This is a genomic window from Bradyrhizobium jicamae (genome assembly GCF_001440395.1).
Lineage (GTDB): Bacteria > Pseudomonadota > Alphaproteobacteria > Rhizobiales > Xanthobacteraceae > Bradyrhizobium > Bradyrhizobium jicamae.
The window spans coordinates 23,404-43,125 of sequence record NZ_LLXZ01000141.1 but is presented as its reverse complement, the minus strand read 5'-3'; the positions used below and the strand labels follow the sequence as shown (position 1 = coordinate 43,125).

The 19,722-nt window shown below is 62.9% G+C and carries 16 protein-coding genes and 1 pseudogene; 9 read left to right on the top strand and 8 right to left on the bottom strand.

The features are described from left to right. Window positions 1-33: 33 nt before the first annotated feature. Window positions 34-1,410 (bottom strand): cytochrome P450, encoded by a 1,377-nt coding sequence (locus tag CQ12_RS23145; protein WP_057837606.1) that lies wholly within the window; start codon window positions 1,408-1,410, stop codon window positions 34-36. A 239-nt stretch (window positions 1,411-1,649) separates the two neighbouring features. Here CQ12_RS23145 and CQ12_RS23140 point away from each other — a divergent pair, with 239 nt between their 5' ends. Further along, window positions 1,650-2,486: an SGNH/GDSL hydrolase family protein gene (locus CQ12_RS23140; RefSeq protein ID WP_057837605.1), complete on the top strand. Its 837-nt coding sequence runs from the start codon at window positions 1,650-1,652 to the stop codon at window positions 2,484-2,486. A gap of 155 nt (window positions 2,487-2,641) precedes the next feature. Here the strand turns inward: CQ12_RS23140 and CQ12_RS23135 are convergent, their stop codons facing one another. After that, window positions 2,642-3,883, bottom strand: coding sequence for an LLM class flavin-dependent oxidoreductase (locus tag CQ12_RS23135; RefSeq protein ID WP_057837604.1), 1,242 nt, complete (start codon window positions 3,881-3,883; stop codon window positions 2,642-2,644). Between the two features lie 193 nt (window positions 3,884-4,076). Beyond that, window positions 4,077-4,532 (bottom strand): Lrp/AsnC family transcriptional regulator, encoded by a 456-nt coding sequence (locus tag CQ12_RS23130; RefSeq protein WP_057837603.1) that lies wholly within the window; start codon window positions 4,530-4,532, stop codon window positions 4,077-4,079. Window positions 4,533-4,905: 373 nt separating this feature from the next. Between CQ12_RS23130 and CQ12_RS23125 the strand changes: the two genes are divergently transcribed. Next, window positions 4,906-6,312, top strand: a complete 1,407-nt coding sequence (locus tag CQ12_RS23125) for an MFS transporter (RefSeq protein WP_057837602.1) — start codon at window positions 4,906-4,908, stop codon at window positions 6,310-6,312. A 132-nt stretch (window positions 6,313-6,444) separates the two neighbouring features. Continuing rightward, the gene (locus CQ12_RS23120; protein ID WP_057837601.1) at window positions 6,445-7,656 is read left to right on the top strand and encodes an extracellular catalytic domain type 1 short-chain-length polyhydroxyalkanoate depolymerase; all 1,212 of its coding nucleotides are present in this window, start codon (window positions 6,445-6,447) and stop codon (window positions 7,654-7,656) included. A gap of 33 nt (window positions 7,657-7,689) precedes the next feature. On the opposite strand, the gene CQ12_RS23115 is transcribed toward CQ12_RS23120, so the two are convergent. After that, window positions 7,690-8,370: an MBL fold metallo-hydrolase gene (locus CQ12_RS23115; RefSeq protein WP_057837600.1), complete on the bottom strand. Its 681-nt coding sequence runs from the start codon at window positions 8,368-8,370 to the stop codon at window positions 7,690-7,692. A gap of 263 nt (window positions 8,371-8,633) precedes the next feature. Between CQ12_RS23115 and CQ12_RS23110 the strand changes: the two genes are divergently transcribed. Beyond that, entirely contained in the window at window positions 8,634-9,371 is a 738-nt protein-coding gene (locus CQ12_RS23110) for an RMD1 family protein (protein ID WP_430642256.1), read from the top strand. Window positions 9,372-9,531: 160 nt separating this feature from the next. On the opposite strand, the gene CQ12_RS23105 is transcribed toward CQ12_RS23110, so the two are convergent. Beyond that, window positions 9,532-10,653: a vWA domain-containing protein gene (locus CQ12_RS23105; protein WP_057837599.1), complete on the bottom strand. Its 1,122-nt coding sequence runs from the start codon at window positions 10,651-10,653 to the stop codon at window positions 9,532-9,534. A 155-nt stretch (window positions 10,654-10,808) separates the two neighbouring features. On the opposite strand from CQ12_RS23105, the gene CQ12_RS23100 reads away from it, so the two are divergent. Beyond that, on the top strand, window positions 10,809-11,297 hold the full coding sequence (locus CQ12_RS23100) for an MmcB family DNA repair protein (RefSeq protein WP_057837598.1): 489 nt from the start codon (window positions 10,809-10,811) through the stop codon (window positions 11,295-11,297). 31 nt (window positions 11,298-11,328) lie between these two features. Here the strand turns inward: CQ12_RS23100 and CQ12_RS23095 are convergent, their stop codons facing one another. From CQ12_RS23095 to CQ12_RS23085, 3 genes are all read right to left on the bottom strand, one after another. Then, the gene (locus CQ12_RS23095; RefSeq protein WP_057837597.1) at window positions 11,329-13,050 is read right to left on the bottom strand and encodes a SulP family inorganic anion transporter; all 1,722 of its coding nucleotides are present in this window, start codon (window positions 13,048-13,050) and stop codon (window positions 11,329-11,331) included. Between the two features lie 246 nt (window positions 13,051-13,296). Further along, on the bottom strand, window positions 13,297-13,851 hold the full coding sequence (locus CQ12_RS23090; RefSeq protein ID WP_057837596.1) for an ActR/PrrA/RegA family redox response regulator transcription factor: 555 nt from the start codon (window positions 13,849-13,851) through the stop codon (window positions 13,297-13,299). 119 nt (window positions 13,852-13,970) lie between these two features. Then, a complete protein-coding gene (locus CQ12_RS23085; RefSeq protein WP_057837595.1) occupies window positions 13,971-15,305 on the bottom strand; it encodes an ActS/PrrB/RegB family redox-sensitive histidine kinase in 1,335 nt (444 codons plus the stop codon). A 249-nt stretch (window positions 15,306-15,554) separates the two neighbouring features. Here CQ12_RS23085 and CQ12_RS23080 point away from each other — a divergent pair, with 249 nt between their 5' ends. From CQ12_RS23080 to CQ12_RS23065, 4 genes and pseudogenes are all read left to right on the top strand, one after another. Continuing rightward, complete coding sequence (locus tag CQ12_RS23080; protein ID WP_057837674.1) at window positions 15,555-16,352, top strand: ABC transporter ATP-binding protein; 798 nt, start codon at window positions 15,555-15,557, stop codon at window positions 16,350-16,352. Window positions 16,353-16,399: 47 nt separating this feature from the next. Then, entirely contained in the window at window positions 16,400-17,167 is a 768-nt protein-coding gene (locus CQ12_RS23075; RefSeq protein ID WP_430642255.1) for an ABC transporter permease, read from the top strand. A 124-nt stretch (window positions 17,168-17,291) separates the two neighbouring features. Continuing rightward, on the top strand, window positions 17,292-18,641 hold the full coding sequence (locus CQ12_RS23070; RefSeq protein WP_057837593.1) for a polyhydroxyalkanoate depolymerase: 1,350 nt from the start codon (window positions 17,292-17,294) through the stop codon (window positions 18,639-18,641). A 207-nt stretch (window positions 18,642-18,848) separates the two neighbouring features. Further along, a pseudogene (locus CQ12_RS23065) lies at window positions 18,849-19,699 on the top strand (M48 family metallopeptidase). Window positions 19,700-19,722: the final 23 nt, after the last annotated feature.

The window sequence follows — 19,722 nt, the reverse complement described above, 5'->3', positions numbered from 1 at the left end:
GCGATGCGCCTTTGCCCACCCTACGCGTCGAATCTAAACCGCCTTCACCATCACTCGTAGCCCATCCCGCGGCTTCGGGATCGGCCACATCTGCCAGTCCGCCTTGTAGCCGGGCTCCAGCGACACTTCCAGATTCTGCAGGAAATGCCGTGCGAAGCATTTCGCCTGCATATAGGCGAAGTGCAGGCCGAGGCACATATGCGCGCCGCCGCCGAACGGCACCCAGGCGAAGCGGTTGCGGGTGCGCTGCGCCTCGTCGGAGAAACGCATCGGATCGAACTTGTCCGGCTCCGACCAGATCTCCGGCATATGGTGCGTGAACAGCGGGTTGGCGCCGACCAGCGTGCCGGCGGGGATGTCGTATCCCCTGAACGAAAAGTCGCGCACCGCGCGGCGCGGCATCGACGGCACCGGCGGCTTCAGCCGCAGCGCTTCCTTGAAGGCCATTTCCGACAGCGGCATCTTTTCGAGATTGTCGAGGCTGGAGGGGTCGTTGGCCTCGATGCCGAGGCCTTTGACTTCCTCGCGCAACCGCTGCTGCCATTCGGGGTGGGCGGCAAGCTCGCCGACAAAGGAGGTCAGCGACGATGTCAGCGTGTCATGCGCCGCCATCATCAGAAAACTCATGTGGTCGATGATGTCCTGGGTCGACAGCAGAGCGCCGTTCTCATGCGTCGCCTGGCATAGCTGCGAGAACAGGTCATCGCCGCCGCCACGCGCGCGGCGGATCGGAATCTGCTCGGCGAAGTAGGCAACGATCCGCTTGCGGCCGGCCACGCCGCGGCCCATTTGCGTGAACGGCAGCGGCCGCCGGATCGGCGCCACGGCTGCCGCCACCATGTCGACGAAGGCGCGGGTGATCTCGTCGACCTCAGGCCCGATCTCGGCGCCGAGGAACGACGTCGCCGCCAGATCGAGCGTGAGCTGCTTCATCGCCGGATACACCAGCATCTCGCCCGGCTTCGCCTTCCACTGCTTGACCCGCGCGGCAATGCCGCGGTCGAGATCGACGAGATAGGACTTCATCGGCCCCGACTTGAACGCGACTGACAGCGCGCGGCGGTGCAGCCGGTGCTCTTCAAAGTCCAGCAGCATCAGCCCGCGCGGAAACAGCAGGCCGAGGATCGGTCCCCAGCCATGGGTGGACGAGAACAGGCGCGCCTGGTCGAACAGCACGAGCTCGTTGGCGTCGGGCCCGAGCATCGTCACGCTGGTCTCGCCGAACAGATGGGTGCGGTAGATCAGACCGTATTTGGCTGCCGATTTCTCAATCTGTCCTTTGGGGTCGGCCAGCACCGCCAGCGTGTTGCCGATAAACGGCCAGCCCTCGTTACCGGGAATGTGCCGCAACGCCTTGGGATTCGGCGGCACCGGAATATTGACTGATGAAGCCACATTCTGCATCGACATGGCAATTGCTCCGGACGATCTGCGAAAATCGCAAATATTATCCACCGTGTCGGTGGCTTTGTCGCGGCTTTAAATATCGGCCGGGCAACCGCGCCTGGCTGCCCCCGGGCATAACCCCTTGTTTAGCCGCGGCAAAGCGTGCGTTCGGCCGGCGCCATGCCCCCGATGTTCCAGATCGCGTCACAAAGCCGCGAGCGTGTGCTAGGGTTCGCCAAAATCAAATGGTCAGGGGGGTAGAAATGCCGCGGATGTTTGGATTGCTGGTGCTGGTGCTGGTGCTGGTGCTGGTGCTGGCGCTGGTGGCGCTGGGTGGAAATTCTCTGGCGCAGGCCCAGACCAAACCCTTGGTCAAAACGCTGGGTCCGGATTTTCCCAAGACCGAAATCTTCATCGGCAACAGCTTCTTCTATTACAACAACAGCATGCACAGCCACGTGCTGGCGATGCAGCGGGCCGCCGACGCCGCCAACAAGCAGGCCTATCGCGCCACCTCGGTCACGATCAGCGGTTCCGGCATCGACTGGCATGATGTCGAAAGCTATTTCCGCCCCAAGGCGATCGGCTCCTATTCCTTCGACGAGAACAACAACGTCGTCTTCAACAAGCTCGATAAATTGTTCGATGTCGCGATCATGATGGATTGCAGCCAGTGCCCGATCCACCCCAACCTCAAGTCGGTATTCACCGAGTTTGCCAAAAAGAACAGCGAGATCGTGCGCGCCAAGGGCGCCAAACCGGTGTTCTTCATGTCCTGGGCCTATGCTGACAAGCCCGAAATGACGGCGCAGCTCGCCGAGGCCTATACGGTCGCGGGCAATGCGAACGCCGCGCTGGTGATCCCGGCCGGCCTTGCCTTTGCGAAAGCGCTCGACAAGCAGCCCGAGATCGGTCTGTACGCCGCCGACAAGCGCCATCCGAGCCTGGCCGGCACTTATCTCGCCGCCAGCGTGGTGTTTGCAGCGCTCACCGGACGCTCGCCGGTCGGCAACGCTCATCTCGCCGGCCTCGACGGAAAAACCGTGGCGTTCCTGCAGAACGTCGCGTGGGACACCGTACAGGAATATTACGGGAAGTAGCCGCGCTTCTGGCCTACGAATAGGGCCGGGCTGCCAGCTCCGTCATTGCGAGCGCAGCGAAGCAATCCATCTCTCCGCGTGGGGATAGATGGATTGCTTCGTCGCTTCGCTCCTCGCAATGACGCGGAGAGATCGCGTCGTACCTGACGAGGCCGTCACGCCTTGCGCTTGGCCGCTTCCTTCTGCAGATCCGGTGCGTTGATGGTCGGGATCGCCACCCGGCCCGGGCCGGTGTGCTGCAAGGCGGCCGCCGCCTTTTCGTTCTCCATGATCTTGGCCATCACGGCCTGGCCTGCGCGCTCGAACACCGCGCGGTTTTCGATCAGGAATTTCTGCGACTCGCGCAGCCCCTTCACGTAACCGTTGATCTCCGGGATCACGTAGCGCGCGACCATGTCCCAGCTTCGGCGGGTGTTTTCCGGATTGGCCCAGTCGTGCACGAAGCCGATGATGGCGCCGACGCCGCCCGAGACCTGCATCAGGTTCTTGATGGTTTTGACCAGATCATCCGGCGTGCCGATGGTGGAGGCGGCATTTTCGCCACCGGCGGTTTTCTCGAGCGCGTCCTCCGGTGAGGTAAACGGCTCCAGCCCCGGCCGCTGCAGGGTGCGGACGTTATATTCATTGTGCCAGCGCATCAGGCCGGCGCCGGCCTCGCGCTGCGCCTGCTCGCGGGTCTCGGCGATGTGCCAGCTCAGGAGCACGCGCCAGTCGGAACGGCTCACCGTGGTGCCGGCCTTCTTGGCGGCATCCTCGGCAAAGCCCCATTGCGTCGGTAGCGCCATCAGGCCCTGCGTCGACATCGAGCCGAGCGAGATGATGCCGATGCCGTATTTGCCGGCGAGCGTCATGCCCGACGGCGAAATCTGCGACGCCACCACGAACGGCATGTCCTCCTGCAGCGGCAGCAATTGCAGCGCGGCGTCCTGCATCGTGAACCAGTCGCTCTTGGCGGTGACGCGCTCGCCCTTGAACAGGCGGCGGATGATCGCAATCGCCTCGTCCTGGCGGTCGCGCTGCGTCATCGGATCGATGCCGAGCGTGTGCGCGTCGGAGGCAAGCGCGCCCGGCCCCGAGCCAAAGATAGCGCGGCCGCCGGTCATCCAGTCGAGCTGCACCATGCGCTGCGCGACATTGTAGGGGTGGTGATAGGGCAGCGAGACCACGCCGGTGCCGAGCTTGATGCGCTTGGTCCGCTCGCCGGCTGCCGCCAGAAACATTTCCGGCGAAGCGATCATTTCCCAGCCCGAGGAATGGTGCTCGCCGCACCAGAACTCGTCATAGCCGAGCGCGTCGATCTGTTCGACAAAGTCGAGGTCGCGGCGGAACTGGAGCAGCGGATTCTCGCCGATCGGATGATGCGGGGCGAGAAAGGCTCCAAATTTCAGGCGTGCCATGGGGTTTGCTCTCCGAAATTATTGTTCTTTGGATTTGCTCGGCAGCAAACCTACGGGGTGGGCAAGGGCAAGGCAATGCTGCAAGCCTGCGGCCAGCGCATGGTGGTCGCGCAGCCCCGGCTGACATGCCGTCGCCCGGAATTCCCGTTCCTGATGTTCTATTGAACAGGTGGAGTGCGAGGATCAATTAGCGTTAGACGCGGACGCTCCACGTCTCCTTTGTCGTCGACAGCGTGATCAGCGTTTCGGTGCGCTCCACGCCGTCCACCGACTTGATCGTCTCCGTGAGAAAGCGTTCCAGATCGCGCGTGGTGCCGACGCGCACCTTCAGGAGATAATTCCAGGCGCCGGTGATGTGATGGCACTCCAGCACGTCGGGCGATGCCTTCACCCGTTCCAGGAATATCGCTTCGACCTTCGGATTGCTCCAGCTCACCATGATGAAGGCAAGCAGATCGAGCCCGACCGCCTCCGGTGCGATCCGGGCGTGAAAACCGGAAATCATGCCGGATCGAACCAGCCGCTTGATGCGGTCGTTGATGGTGGAAACGGCGACGCCGATCTTTTCGCTGAGCGCCGCGAGCGGTTGGCGGTCGTCCTCCTGCAGCAGCATCAGCAGTTGGCGGTCGGTGTCGTCGAGTTTTGCCATCGGCCCTCGCCAGGAATTTCGGAAATCTTGCGGAATTAGACCGGCCGTCGAGCAGCTGCAAAGGCATTCAGCGACTTTTACGGCCTTGTTCTCGAATAATGTCCGGAATGTATCGGTAAAACCACAATCGAAACGGGGGAGTCCAAAAATTCCGAAAGCGCGGAGGACTCTCCTGCAAATCCAGTGGATGCGCGGCCTGCAGCCGCTTACGGCACATTCGGCCTCCGCACCACAACCGGCGATGCTGCTTGGTCGCAGGCCGCGGGAGCTGCGTTCACGAACGCGGGAGATCACCTACCTCCGGGGTAATCGCTGAGATGACCGCCGCCTGAGATCATCCGGCGCACAGATTTCCGGACAAGGCCCCGTTCTCATGCATCAGATCGTCTCAACTCCCGTCGATACTTCGCGCCGCTGGTTGGTGCTCGCGACCGTAGTCGCGGCGCAATTCATGTTCGGGGTCGATGCCTTCATCGTTAACGTGGCGATCCCGACCATTGCGGCCGAGCTGCACGCCAGCGCGGCGCAGATCGAGGCGGTCATCGCGATCTATCTGATCGCCTATGCCACGCTTGTCATTACCGGCGGAAGGCTCGGCGACATCCATGGCACGCGCAACGTGTTCATAGCGGGCGTGGCGGGCTTCACCGTCACCTCGCTGTGGTGCGGGCTCGCGCAATCCGGACCCGAATTGATCGCGGCGCGGCTGGCGCAGGGCGCGACGGCGGCATTGATGGTGCCGCAAGTGCTCGCCACGATTCACTTGCTGTTTGCGGATGCCTCGCGCGCCCGCGCGTTCGGCATTTACGGCATCGTGCTGGGACTGGCCGGCGCGGCCGGCTTTCTGCTCGGCGGGCTCCTGGTGACGCTTGATCTGGCTGGCGTCGGCTGGCGTGCGGTGTTTTTCGTCAACGTGCCCTTTGGCGCCGTCATCATCGCAGCCGCCTTCAAGGTCATGCCGACAGTGCCGCGCCGAGCCGGCACGCGGCTCGACATATCAGGCGCCATCGTGCTGTTTCTTGGGCTGCTGTGTCTGATCGGCCCGCTGCTATCAGGCCATGATTTGCAGTGGTCGCCCACGGTCTGGCTCGTGATGGCGATCGGCATCGCCATCATCGCCGGCTTCCTGCGGCTGGAGCGCGCGGTCGCCCGCCGCGGCGGTATGCCGCTGATCGATCTGGCGCTGCTGTCGGATGCCGCGTTCATGCGCGGGCTGGCCGCCGTGTTCTTTTTCTTCTTCGCCAACCTCTCGTTCTACCTCGTCATGACGATCTACATGCAGAAGGGGTTGCATATACCGCCGCTGCAGGCGGGGCTGGTCTTCCTGCCGCTGGCGCTGACATTCGTGATCGCTTCGCGGCATGGTGGAATACGCGCCAAACATCGCGGCACGCTGGTATTGATCGAGGGCTGCGCGGTGCAGGTCGCGGGGCTTGCGGCCCTGGTGGCTGCGGTCGAATGGATCGAGGCGCCGTCGGCGGTCATGCTTGCGCTGGTATTGACGATTTTCGGTTACGGTCAGGGTCTTGTGATGGCGCCGCTATCGAGCGCGGTGCTGTCGAGCGTCAAGCCGGCCAGCGCCGGTGCGGGCTCGGGCATGTACGGCACGACGGCGCAAATTGCCAACGCCGCCGGCGTGGCTGCGATCGGAGCGGTATTCTTCGCGATCGAATCAGCGCATTCGGCGCAACTGGCGTTGCTCACGGCGGTCGCGCTGTTTGGTGCGTCGATTCTCGCCTGCGCCGCATTCCTGACATGGATGCGTTCGATCACGGCGTGACAAATTAACGTCAACTGCCAAAATTTGATTGTGGGGAATGACAGTGCACGGCCTTTTTATTTTGCAGTGCAGCAACTATGTGTTTTGGATCGCGTGATCTAAATCTAAGAACAATCGCCCCAGGAGCTCTTGTTGTCCCTCGCCAAGAACGTCGAATTCTTGCGCCATTTCCCGAAGCTGAACGGGTTCAATGGCCTGGGAATCTATGGCCGAAGCGCATCGCCCGGGGCCCAAAGTCCGCTGGTCGAAATCACCGGATTCGGCACCAATCCTGGCGCGCTCAAGATGTTTGCCTATGTGCCGGAGCAATTGTTGCCTGCGCGCGCCCTTGTCGTCGTGCTGCACGGCTGCGGCCAGACCGCGACCGGTTACGATTTCGGCACCGGCTGGTCGACGCTCGCCAAACGCTACGGCTTTGCGTTGCTGATGCCCGAGCAGCAGGCGGCCAACAACGCCAACACCTGTTTCAACTGGTTCAATCCGGGCGACATCGCGCGCGGCCGCGGTGAGGCCGGTTCGATCCGGCAGATGGTCGCGCGCATGGTCGCCGATCACAAACTCGATTCGCGCCGCATCTACGTGACCGGTCTTTCCGCCGGCGGCGCGATGACGTCGGTGATGCTGGCGACCTATCCGGAAGTATTCGCGGGCGGCGCCATCATCGCCGGCCTGCCGTTCGGCATCGCCAGCAATGTCCGGGAAGCGCTCGGCGGCATGATGCAGTCGACGTCACGCCCTGCGGACAAGCTTGGCGATCTCGTGCGCAAGGCCTCCAAGCACAAAGGACCGTGGCCGAAAGTGTCGGTGTGGCACGGCACCGCCGACCGCACGGTGAACCCGGGCAACGCCAACGAGATCATCAAGCAGTGGCTCGACGTCCACGGACTGCCGGCGGCGCCGATGTCAATCGGCGATGTCGACGGTCATCCGCGCGAAGTCTGGTGGAATGCCGACGGCGAGACCGTCGTCGAATCCTACACCATATCAGACATGGCCCACGGCACGCCGCTGGGGCTCTCCGGCAATGACGAGCGTTACGGCGCGGAGGGCGCGTTCCTGATCGAGGCGGGGATTTCCTCGTCCTATCACATCGCCAATTTCTTCGGCCTGACCGAGCGCGTCAGCCCGGTCAGCGAAGTGGCCAAGCCGGAACAGGCGCCGAAGGTCGTTGCATCGGCTGCCACGGAATCCCTGCAGTCGTCCGATCTGGCCGCGCGACTCTGGTCGAGGAACCACAGACCGGTGCGCCAGCCCAAGCCCGCACCGCGCGAGCCGAAGCGCCGCGGCATCGATGTCAGCGGCGTCATCACCCGCGCGCTGACAGCCGCGGGATTGATGAAGTAGCCGGGCACCACTCCGTCAGATCGTTAATTCAGCTCACATCTCGCCGGTGAGGAACGGATTGGTCAGCCGCTCCTGGCCGATGCTGGAGCCGGCGCCATGGCCGCAGATGAAGCCGACATCGTCGCCGAGCGGCAGCAGCTTCTCCTTGATGGAATTGATCAGCGTGGCGTGGCTGCCGCCGGGCAGGTCGGTGCGCCCGACCGAGCCGTTGAACAGGACGTCGCCGACATGGGCGAAGCGCAATTCCTTGTTGAAGAACACCACGCTGCCCGGTGAGTGGCCGGGGCAGTGCAGGATGTCGAAGGTGAGGTCGCCGATCGAGACCTGATCGCCTTCGTCGAGCCAGTGGTCGGGCCCGAAATTGCGCACGCCGGTCATGCCAAAGCGTTCGCCGCTCGAGACCACGTTGTCGAGCAGGAATTTGTCGGCGATGTGCGGGCCTTCGATCTTCACCTGCAGCGCGTCGCGCAGTTCAGCGGCCCCGCCGACATGGTCGATATGGCCGTGCGTCAGCCAGATCTTCTCGACGGTGACACCGGTCTGCTTGATCGCTCCCATGATCTTGGGGACGTCCCCGCCGGGATCGATCACCACGGCCTTCTTGGAGGGCTCGTGCCAGATGATGGTGCAGTTCTGCTCGAACAGCGTCACCGGCACGATCATCGCGCCGGCCTTCGCCTGGTTTTCGGCCTGGGTATCGGTTTTGTTGTCCATGAGGGCACCATATTCATCCCGGGAAGGTGGTCAACACGGCTTTGTAATCATCGTGTTACCGGCGTGTGATGCACACAGCTCCGTGATAGGTTGCGTGCGGTTTGACAGTTTGGCTTGCGGTGCTGGATAGGGCCTCCGCCGGCCAGTTCCGGGGGGTCATCGTGGTTACGACAGTCGGGACTTCCATCAGCCAGGCTTCTGCGTCGCCGCTGGTCGCGCCCCGTATCACTGCCCGCGCCTTCTTCGTCAGCGAGCGCCTGAATATGTCGGGCCTCGAGCGCGGCGACGTGCTTGCCACGATACCGCTCGCGTTTCGTGTCAATGCGAATGGTATCGCGATTCTGTTCCGCTATGGCGTGGTGGTTCTGATCGGGCTGAATGCGCTGGAAGAGGAGGAGTTCCTTCGCGGCCTGGAACATCGCATGACGGGCAAGCTCGCGCGGCGTGACGAGGAGATCGCCATCATCGAGCTGGCCCCGGAAAAGGAAGACCAGATCCCACCCGGCGGTCCGATATGTCTGCAGAGCCTTTCGCCCGACCGGCTGATCCTGATCGGCGAGGCGCTGGCGAAGAGCGTGGTTCTGGCCCGGCACGAACGCGAGGTTGCCAGTGTATTTGACACGACCGAACCGTTCGCGCGGGAACTGGCGCGGAGTGGGCGCATGCGCGGCAGCCGTCGCTCGATCCTGCAAAATATCGGCAACGCGCTGCTGGTGCGGCACCGGGTGTCGGGGCCGGTCGAAGTGGGAGAGAAGCCTGACGTGCTCTGGGACAAGCCGCATCTGGAACGGCTGTATGCCCGGCTGGAGGACGAGTACGAACTCAAGGAGCGTGCGGAATCGCTGAACGGCAAGCTCGCCGTGATAGCCGAGAGCGCGCAGGTGTTGACCGATATCATCGACACGCGGCGCTCGCTGCGGCTCGAAGTGATTATCGTGCTGCTGATCCTGTTCGAGGTACTGGTGACGATCTATCAGCTCGCCATGGGCCGGCACAGCTGATCTTTGTCGTCCCGGCCAAGCGAAGCGCGAGCCGGGACCCATAACCACAGAAGCCTGATGTTGATGCGGGCTGGAGCCACAGCCGTCGCAACAACTTCTGTTCGTGGTTATGGGTCCCCGCTTTCGCGGGGACGACTCGTGGAGGACAGGTGCGGCTACCTCACCGCTTGATCTGCGCCTTCAGCGTATCCTCGACGACGCGGTCGAACGAGGATGTTTTCGGCGCCGCCTTCGCACGCTGGTCGGCGACGTATTTGTCACGCTTGGCCACCAGCGCTGAGAGCTTCTCGTTGAGTACCTTGCGCTGGGTCATCTGCTTGTTGACTTCATCCATGCGCTGCTCTGGCTTCATCGCGCGGAGATTGTCGGGCAGGTCTTCCTCCTTGATCGTGGAAAAGCTGCGACCGCGGGCCGTGATGTCGGCGACGAGGTCGCCGTCGCCGGTGACGGCTTCGGACGTCACCTTCGAACGCTTGTTGAGATAGCTCGCCATTTCCGAGGCCTGCGCGGGTGCTGCGGCGGCGACGTCGGACAATTGCTTGGTCTTGCCCTCGGTGCGCTTCTGCAGGTGCTTCGGGCCATAGGGGATCACGGTGCCGTTGATCTCGCGCTGCAGGATGATGATCTCCTCGTCAAACGGCGTTTCGATCAGCACCACCTCGCCGCCGTCCTGCGGGATCGGAATGAAGCGGCCGTTCCCGTTCTGGGCAATGTCGCGCCAGATCCGCGCGGTGTCCTGGGCGTTACCGGCCAGCACCGCATTGACGATGATGTCCCTCTGCTTCGCCACCGACAGCGTAACCGGATATTTGGTGTCCTGCGCGTAATCCATGTGCGGCGGCGCGTCGCCGACCAGGAACACGATCCGCCTGACATCGCTGCCGCTGGTCCATTGCAGCTTGTTGACGGCAACGTCGAGCGCCTCGTTGACGCTCTCCGGCCAGTCGCCGCCGCCGCGCGCCTTCAGTTCGAGCAGGTGGGCGTAGAGATCCTGGATGTCGGTGGTGAGGTCGATCTTCTTGGTGACGTAGTCGTCGCCGATGTCGCGATAGGCAACGAGGCCCATGCGGATGTCGGCGTCAGGATTTGAATCGACGATGGCCGTGGCAATCGACCAGATCTTGCGCTTGGCGCCTTCGATCAGGCCGCCCATCGAGCCCGTGGTATCCAGCACGAAGGCGACTTCGACGGCGGGCTTGGCGTTGGCCTGTGACAGGCCGGCGGCGAGAGGGAGGGCGGCGAGAGCGAATGCGAGCGAGCGAAGCGTGGTGCGTGACTTCATGGATCTTCTCCAGATGTTTCGTCCCCTCGGAACCCAAGTTCCACCGCCCTCGCGGGGCTGTGGCCGAAAACAAGGCGGGCCGGGGTCGAAATTGCGGCTGATGGTGCGCTGGTCCGACTGTTGGACGGTCCGAAATCGGTTATGGTTCGAGTGCCATGGAATCATCACCCGTCCGCCACATCAGCCTCGTGCCCGCGCCGGATCGCCGCCAGTCGGAGACGGCGCTCGCGATCGCACGCGGCACCGCGCGGCTGTTGCGGTCGCTGGGCTTTTCCTGCATCAGCGAACTGCCGCTGCCGTCGGGCCGACGCGCCGATCTGGTGGCGATGAATGAGAAGGGCGAGATCTGGATCGTCGAGATCAAGTCGTCGGTGGAAGATCTGCGCGCCGACCAGAAATGGCAGGACTACCGGATGCATTGCGACCGGCTGTTCTTCGCCTTCACGCAGGACCTGCCTTGCGAGATTTTTCCTGAAGGCACCGGCCTGATCATCGCCGATGCCTATGGCGCCCACCTGCATTGCGAAGCGCCGGAGCATCGGCTGCCGGCGGCGACGCGCAAATCGATGACGGTGCGGTTTGCGATGGCGGCCGCGCAACGGATCAACCGTCTGGTCGATCCGCAGGGGCATGCGGAGTTTTAGCCGGCGAAACAGGCGGGCCGGTTCAAGCTGCCTACCGTGCGGCTTGATCTTCCCAGTCCTCCCACTCGACGTCATGGACTTCGAGGTAGCTGGAAACGGCTGCGCCGACGGTGAGGAAAAAGTTACTCTCGCCAAGCTGCGTCAACAATCCGAATTTCCTCAGCTTGTCCTTCACGGGATCCTTGAGTTCGGCAAAACAAAGCTCGATTCCCTGCGCGTGCAACGCCTCGTCCAATTCAGCGAGCGTATCACCGGCAGTGACGTCCACGCTGGTGACCGGCTCCGCCGCAACGACCAGCCAGCGTACAGGCGTCGGCGACTTCGCCACCGCATCCAGCGCGCGCTCCTTGAAAAATTCGGCATTGGCGAAAAACAGGGGCGCATCCCATCGGAACAGCACCAGCCCGGGAATCTGGCGTGCATCCGGATATCTCGTGATGTCGTGATAACCTTTCACGCCGTCGGCGCGGCCCAATACGGCGGAGTGAGGACGCCACCCGTCCCATAGAAACTCGGCAATGGCGATGGCGATTGCCAGACCTATTCCCGGAATCACGCCGAGCACGGCGACGCCGACAAAGCAGACGATCGAAAGCCAGAACTCCCACCGCTGAATGCGGTAGATCCGCTTGAGATCGGTGATCTCAAACAAGCTGATCGCGGCGGAGATGACGACGGCGGCCAATGCCGCGTTGGGCAAATGCTGAAGGAGGTTTGGCGCCACCAGCAGAAGGAAGGCAATGGCGAGCGCACCAACGACGCTGGTCAATTGGGTGCGGGCGCCGGCGGCTTCGGCAACGGGCGTACGCGAACTGCTGCTGCTGATCGGAAAACCCTGAAAAAGTCCGGTTGCCAGATTGGCGGCGCCAAGCCCCACCATCTCCTGGTTGGGATCGGCCCGATCGCCCAATCGCGCGGCATATGACCGCGAGAGCACGCTGGTGTCAGCAAAGGAAACCATGGCGACGGCGCAACCGCCGATCAGCACGGGAATGACATCGGCGGGGCCGATCCAGGGAACGGCGAAGCCGGGCAGACCCTGCGCTAACGGACCCAGAACCGTCACGCCGTAACGCGCCGCAAGGTCCAGCGCAGCGACGGCGACAGTTGCCGCAACGACTGCAATCAGGACGACTGGTAGTCGCTTGTATCTCTGAAGCAGCAGGATAGCCGCCAACGTGCCGAGCCCGATCCCGGCGGCGGCCCAGTTGGTCTTTCCGTCAAAGATGGCGCGGGCGACCGCCCACAAGCTCCGCAAAGGTCCGTCGCTCTCGATCGAGAAGCCGAAGAGCTTCGGCAGTTGGCTGATCAATACGGTCAGCGCAATTCCGTTCATGTAGCCGTAGCGTATCGGCTTCGAAAGAAGCTCGGTCACAAAGCCCAGGCGCGCGATTCCAGCCAGAATGCATATCGTCCCGGAAACGATTGCCATCATGGCGGCCAAGGTTGCGGCGCGGACGGGATCGCCACCCGACAACGGAACGAGGACGCCAAGGATGATAGCTGCAAGCGCCGAGTCCGGTCCCAGGACAAGGATGCGGCTTGGGCCGAACAACGCGTAGGCAAGGAGCGGTATGATCGTCGCGTACAGACCGTAGATGCCGGGCAAGCCCGAGGCCTCCGCGTACGCAATGCCAACCGGGACCAACATGGCTGCCAGCACGAGCCCGGCAAGGACATCGTGCCTGAGCCACGCCGCTTCATATCGACGGAGGGTGTCGAGACCTGGCAGCCAGCGCATCCAATGCTTCATGGCCGGTCACTCCAAGCGCGGCCGGGCTCGCTGGCTTGGGCAGCGACTGCGATTGGCCCAGCCTGAATACAGTCGAGGCTGTCGCACGCCTCGGCAAGCGGAAAATGTGATCCGCTAAGGGGCAACCGTTACCGGTGAGGCAATCGGAGGGGAGATTGTAGCCCGGATGAGCGCAGCGACATCCGGGGCCGGTGCTAATGAAGTCCCGGATGTCGCTGCGCTCATCCGGGCTACAATATCGGGAAGTTAGCGCGGCGCGCGCTTCGCGAGAATCCGCTGCAGGGTGCGGCGGTGCATGTTGAGACGCCGCGCGGTTTCGGAGACGTTGCGGTTGCACATCTCATAGATGCGCTGGATGTGCTCCCAGCGCACGCGGTCCGCCGACATCGGGTTCGACGGCAGCTCGGATTTCTCGGTGCCGCTCGCAAGCAGCGCGGCGACCACGTCATCGGCATCGGCAGGCTTGGAGAGATAATCCACCGCGCCCATCTTCACCGCCGTGACGGCGGTTGCGATGTTGCCGTAGCCGGTCAGCACGATGGTGCGCGCGTCGGGGCGCTTGCGCTTCAGCGCCGACACCACGTCGAGTCCGTTGCCGTCGCCGAGCCGCAGGTCCACGACAGCAAAGGCCGGCGCGGCCTTGTTGATCTGCGCCAGTCCGTCGGACACGGTGTCGCAGGATGTCACCGCGAAGCCGCGGGTTTCCATCGCGCGCGACAGGCGCTCCAGAAACGGCTTGTCATCCTCGACGATCAACAGCGAGCGGTCGGAGAGATCGTTCAGTTCGGCGATGGCGTTCAAGGCAGGGTTTCCCGGTTGCGGATCCAGAGCACAATATAAAGCATATGGCGCGGCCATTTTGCACTGCCAAGGGCCCCAAAGGTCGCGCGGCCCGATTTCCCCTAATCCCTAACGGAATTCTAATTCTCTGATCCGGCGGCGGATTCCGTACTTTCCGCGGCCTCGAAGCGGGCGCGCGGCCATGCGATCTGCACCACGGCGCCGTGATCGGGAAAGGTCCGGTTGGAGAAGGAAACCTTGGCGCCGGTGCGTTCCAGCAGCGTTCGGGCGATGAAAATGCCAAGACCGAGGCCGGCGCGTTCGCGATGGGCCTCATCGGCGCTACGGCGCCTGGACAAATAGGGTTCCCCGATCCGTTTCAGCATATCGGGCGCGATGCCCGGTCCGTCGTCGGAAATGACGATTTCGACCGTATCGGCGTTCCACCAGGCATTAACCTCAACCGTCGTCCGGGCGAAATCGACGGCATTCTCCAGGATGTTGCCGACGCCGTAGAGGATCGCCGGGTTTCGGGCGCCGACCGGCTCGCGCGTGGCTGCGACAGCAAGCCGCACCTTGATCGCGACGCCGAAATCCCGGTGCGGCGCCACCGCTTCCTCGATCAGCGTCGATATCGGCATCAGGTCGAACGGCGCCCCCGACGAGGAGAGCTGGGTGATCTTGGCGAGGATGTCGCGGCAGCGTTGCGCCTGCTCGCGCAGGGTCTTGAGGTCGGATGCGAGCTGGCCATTGCCCTCGATGGTCTTTTCCAGCTCCCGCGAAATCAGAAAGATCGTCGACAAGGGTGTGCCGAGTTCATGCGCGGCGGCAGCGGCAAGGCCGTCGAGCTGGGTCAGATGCTGCTCACGCGTCAGCACCAGTTCGGTCGCGGCCAGCGCATCGGAAAGCTTTCGTGCCTCCTCGGCCGCCTGGAAGGCATAGAGCGAGGTGACGCCGATCGCGAGAACGATCGAAAGCCAGACGCCGAACAGGTAGATCGGCGGCAGCACCAGCGGGTCGTCGCTGTCCCAGGGTAGCGGCAAATGGAAGAACACCAGCGCCGAGGCACAGGCGACCGCGAGCAGGCCGAGCCCGATCGTCAGCCGGATCGGCAGCACCGTCGCCGAGATCAGAACCGGCGCGAGGAACAGGAATGAAAACGGATTCTGCAAGCCTCCCGTCAGGAACAAGAGCGCAGCCAGTTCGACGATATTGAGCGCAAGCAGCGCCGCCGCATGGAGCGGTTCCAGCCGCTGCATCGGATTGAAGGCCACCTGCAGCGCGAGATTGAGCAGCGCCGAGACACCGACGACGGCGACGCAGGCAATGACGGGAAAGTCGAATTCCAGCCCATGCGCCACGATGAAGATCGCGGTGAGCTGGCCGAGCGCCGCCAGCCAGCGCAGCCGGAGAATCGTATCAAGGCGGACATAGCGGTGCGGAAGGCGGAAGTCGGAGGCTACAACGTCGGACATGTCAGGAGTTTAGCCGTCGGAGGGCACGATCACAAACTCACGCGTGACTAATACTCCCTCCGTCATGGCCGGGCATAGCCGTCCGAAGGGACGGCGTCGCTACCGCTCGCCTATGGCCCGGCCATCCACGTCTTTCTTGCGGCGGCATCGAGAAGACGTGGATGCCCGGGACAAGCCCGGGCATGACGACCTTATATGACGAGCTTCACTTGCGCTCACCCCCGCAATGGCTCAATGAACGTCCCCGAAATGGTCGATAGCGAGACAGTGCCAGCGCCATCGCCCGCGGCCGGGCCGCAAGGTCCTGCCGCGATCGAGGTTGCGCATCTCATAAAGCTCTACAAGACCACCCGCGCGGTGGATGACATCTCGTTCCGGATCGCGCGCGGCAGCGTCACCGGGCTGCTCGGCGGCAACGGCGCCGGCAAGACCACGACGATCGCGATGATCATGGGGCTGGTGCTGCCGACCTCGGGCCGCGTCCAGGTGCTGGGACACGCGATGCCCGAGCAAAGCGCCGAGGTGCTCGGCCGGATGAATTTCGAGAGCCCCTATGTCGACATGCCGATGCGGCTCACGGTGCGGCAGAACCTCACCATCTTCGGCCGGCTCTATGCGGTGAAGAATCTCGCCGAGCGCATCGAGCGATTGGCATCCGATCTCGATCTGAAGGATTTCCTCGATCGCGCCAACGGAAAACTGTCGGCCGGACAGAAGACCCGCGTCGCGCTGGCGAAGGCGCTGATCAATCAGCCGGAGTTGCTGCTGCTCGACGAGCCGACCGCCTCGCTCGATCCTGATACCGCCGACTGGGTGCGGCAGCATTTGCAGAACTATCGCAAAACCCATGACGCCACGATCCTGCTGGCGTCGCACAACATGCTGGAAGTGGAGCGGCTGTGCGACCGCGTCATCATCATGAAGCGCGGTCGCATCGAGGATGACGACAGCCCAGACCAGATCATGGCGCGCTACAACCGCACCACGCTGGAAGACGTATTCCTCGACGTCGCGCGTGGCCGGGTTGCGGAGGGGACGTCATCGTGAGCGAGATCACAGTCCATCGCGCCATTTCCTGGCACCGTATCCAGGCGATGGTGCTGCGCTATTGGTATCTGCTGATGTCGTCCTGGCCGCGGCTCCTGGAGCTGATCTATTGGCCGGCGCTGCAGATCATCACCTGGGGTTTTCTGCAGAACTACATCGCGCAGAACGACAATTTCTTTGCCCGGGCCGGCGGCACGCTGATCGGCGCGGTGATCCTGTGGGATATCCTGTTTCGCGGCCAGCTCGGCTTTTCGATCTCGTTTCTGGAAGAGATGTGGGCGCGCAACCTCGGCAACCTGATGATGAGCCCGTTGAAGCCGATCGAGTTTCTGATCTCGCTGATGATCATGAGCCTGATCCGGCTTGCGATCGGCGTCATCCCGATGACGCTGCTGGCGCTGTTCTTCTTCGATTTCAATTTCTTCGCGATCGGGCTGCCGCTGATCGCGTTCTTCTGCAATTTGATCTTCACGAGCTGGGCGATCGGGATTTTTGTGTCGGGCCTGGTGCTGCGCAACGGGCTAGGGGCCGAGAGTATCGTCTGGACGCTGATGTTCGGCCTGATGCCGCTCGCCTGCGTCTATTACCCGGTCTCGGTGCTGCCCGGCTGGCTGCAATGGATCGCCTGGACGCTGCCGCCGACCTATGTGTTCGAGGGCATGCGCGCACTTCTCATTAACCAAACTTTCAGGAGCGATCTGATGGTCTGGTCGCTGGCCATCAACGTAATGTTGTTGATTGCCTCCTTTGCGATCTTCCTTGCGCTTTTACGCAGCGCCAAACGGGTGGGATCGCTGCTCGGGGGTGGCGAATAAGTCACTATTTCCGTGAATTCATGAGGGTTTTGGCTTTTTGCCCCCGTAGATCTACCGGCCGCCGCATTGACGCTTAATTACGCATTCGGCAGTATGCTGCGTCGCAAAACAGGGATCATGGTAAATGCCGATTGGTGAGTTTGGCGGCGCACCGCCGCTGGTGGCCGAAGGCAGTCCGGCGTTCACGACGCCGATGTACTGGATGTACGAAATGGGCCACGCGTCGCTCAATCCGGCACGTGCGGTGACCGACGCCACCAAGATCCTGTTTCAAAACCCGCTTAATCCCTGGTCGCATACCGAAATCGGCAAATCGATCGCCGCCGCCTGCGAATTGTTCGAGCGCACCACCCGCCGTTACGGCAAGCCCGAATGGGGGCTCGACTTCACCGAGGTCAACGGCGTCCGCACGCCGGTCGAGGTCCGCTCGATCTGGGAAAAACCGTTCTGCCGCCTGCTGCATTTCGATCGCAAGCTGACGCGCCCGCTGCGCAACCCGCAGCCGCGCGTGCTGATCGTGGCGCCGATGTCCGGCCATTACGCGACGCTGTTGCGCGGCACGGTCGAGGCGTTCCTGCCGACGCATGAAGTCTACATCACCGATTGGACGGATGCGCGCATGGTTCCTCTCACCGCGGGCCGCTTCGATCTCGACGACTATGTCGACTACGTCATCGAGATGCTGCACGTGCTCGGCGGCAACATGCATGTGATCGCGGTGTGCCAGCCCTCGGTGCCGGTGGTGGCGGCGGTTTCCGTGATGGAAGCCGCGCGCGATCCGTTCGTGCCGCTGTCGATGACCCTGATGGGCGGCCCGATCGATACCCGCCGCAATCCGACCGCGGTGAACAACCTTGCCGAAGAGCGCGGCATCGAATGGTTCCGCAACCACGTCATCACCAAGGTGCCGTTCCCGCATCCCGGCGTGATGCGCGACGTCTATCCGGGCTTTTTGCAGTTGTCCGGCTTCATCACCATGAATCTCGACCGCCACACCGACGCGCACAAGGCGCTGTTCAATAATCTGGTGAAGGGCGACGGCGACATGGTCGACAAGCACCGGGAGTTCTACGACGAGTACCTCGCGGTGATGGATCTCACGGCGGAGTATTACCTGCAGACGGTCGATGTCGTGTTCGTCAAGCATGCGCTGCCCAAGGGCAAGATGATCCATCGCGGCAAGCCGGTCGATCCGTCGAAGATCCACCGCGTGGCGCTGATGACGGTGGAAGGCGAGAAAGACGACATCTCGGGCCTCGGTCAGACCGAAGCGACGCACGCGCTGTGCCCCCACATTCCCGATCATCGCCGCGTGCACTACGTGCAAAAGGGCGTCGGGCACTACGGTGTGTTCAACGGATCGCGTTTCCGTTCCGAAATCGTGCCGCGCATCTCCGATTTCATGATGTCGGCGGCGAATACCCACGCGACAGCGGCTACGACCAAGCCAACACTGGTCCGCGCAGCCGAATAATGTGCCGGCGGCATCGCTTCCGGCCCGCCGATAAGTTGCTGAATAGATTCAAACATTCCAGATTCCGGTCGAATCAAGGGGTGAGTTCAGACTCACTCTTTGGGGGCCTTTTGGACCCCCCTTAGACTCCCGGTTCCATCCAAAAAATCCGGTTCCAGGCCCATCCTGTAGAGGTTTTTTGGGCCACAGCCCCTGTATATTGGGCAAATGATTTGTTTTTGCGCCGAGCGATTTAGATGAGATTCCCTTGGCAGCGGATATGGCAGAATCCGGGCGAACTCCTGCTCCCCGGACTCCAAGATATGGCTACTCGCGCCCTCCTTTATCGGCGTCCCGCCGAACCCGCGACCCTTTTGGTCAAACACGGCTCGCAATTCTTTGCGATTCGGCTGCGCCGGCATCGCCGGGCGCGGCGTTACACCTTGCGCATCCATCCGACGGATCGCGAAGCGATCCTGACCATGCCGCCGCGCGGCACATTGGTTGAAGCGCGCGACTTCGCGCAGATTCACGGCGGCTGGATCGCCGCTCGTCTCGGCCGATTGCCGAAGGCGGCGCCGTTTCAATCCGGCACGATCGTACCGTTGCGCGGCGTTCCGCATCGCCTAGTGCATCGCGCCGGCGAGCGCGGCACGGTGTGGACCGAAACCCGCGATAGCGGCGAGAAGATTCTGTGCGTCGCCGGCGGCTCCGAGCACATGGACCGGCGTGTCCATGACTTTCTCAAGCGCGAGGCGCGCAAGGACCTGAACAAGGCATCGCTCGCCTATGCAGCGGAACTCGGCGTCAGGGTCAGGCGAGTGTCGATCCGCGATCAGTCGAGCCGCTGGGGTTCGTGCACCTCGGCCGGTTCATTGTCCTATTCCTGGCGATTGATCCTCGCGCCGCCTTACGTGCTCGACTATCTCGCCGCCCATGAGGTCGCCCATCTCGTCGAGATGAACCACTCGCCGCGGTTCTGGCGGGTGGTCGGCCGCATCTGCGACCATGTCGACCGCGCCAAGCGCTGGCTTGATACCTACGGCAACGATCTGCATCGTTACGGGGTCGAGGACTAGCGGTCATGTCGTCCCTGCGAAAG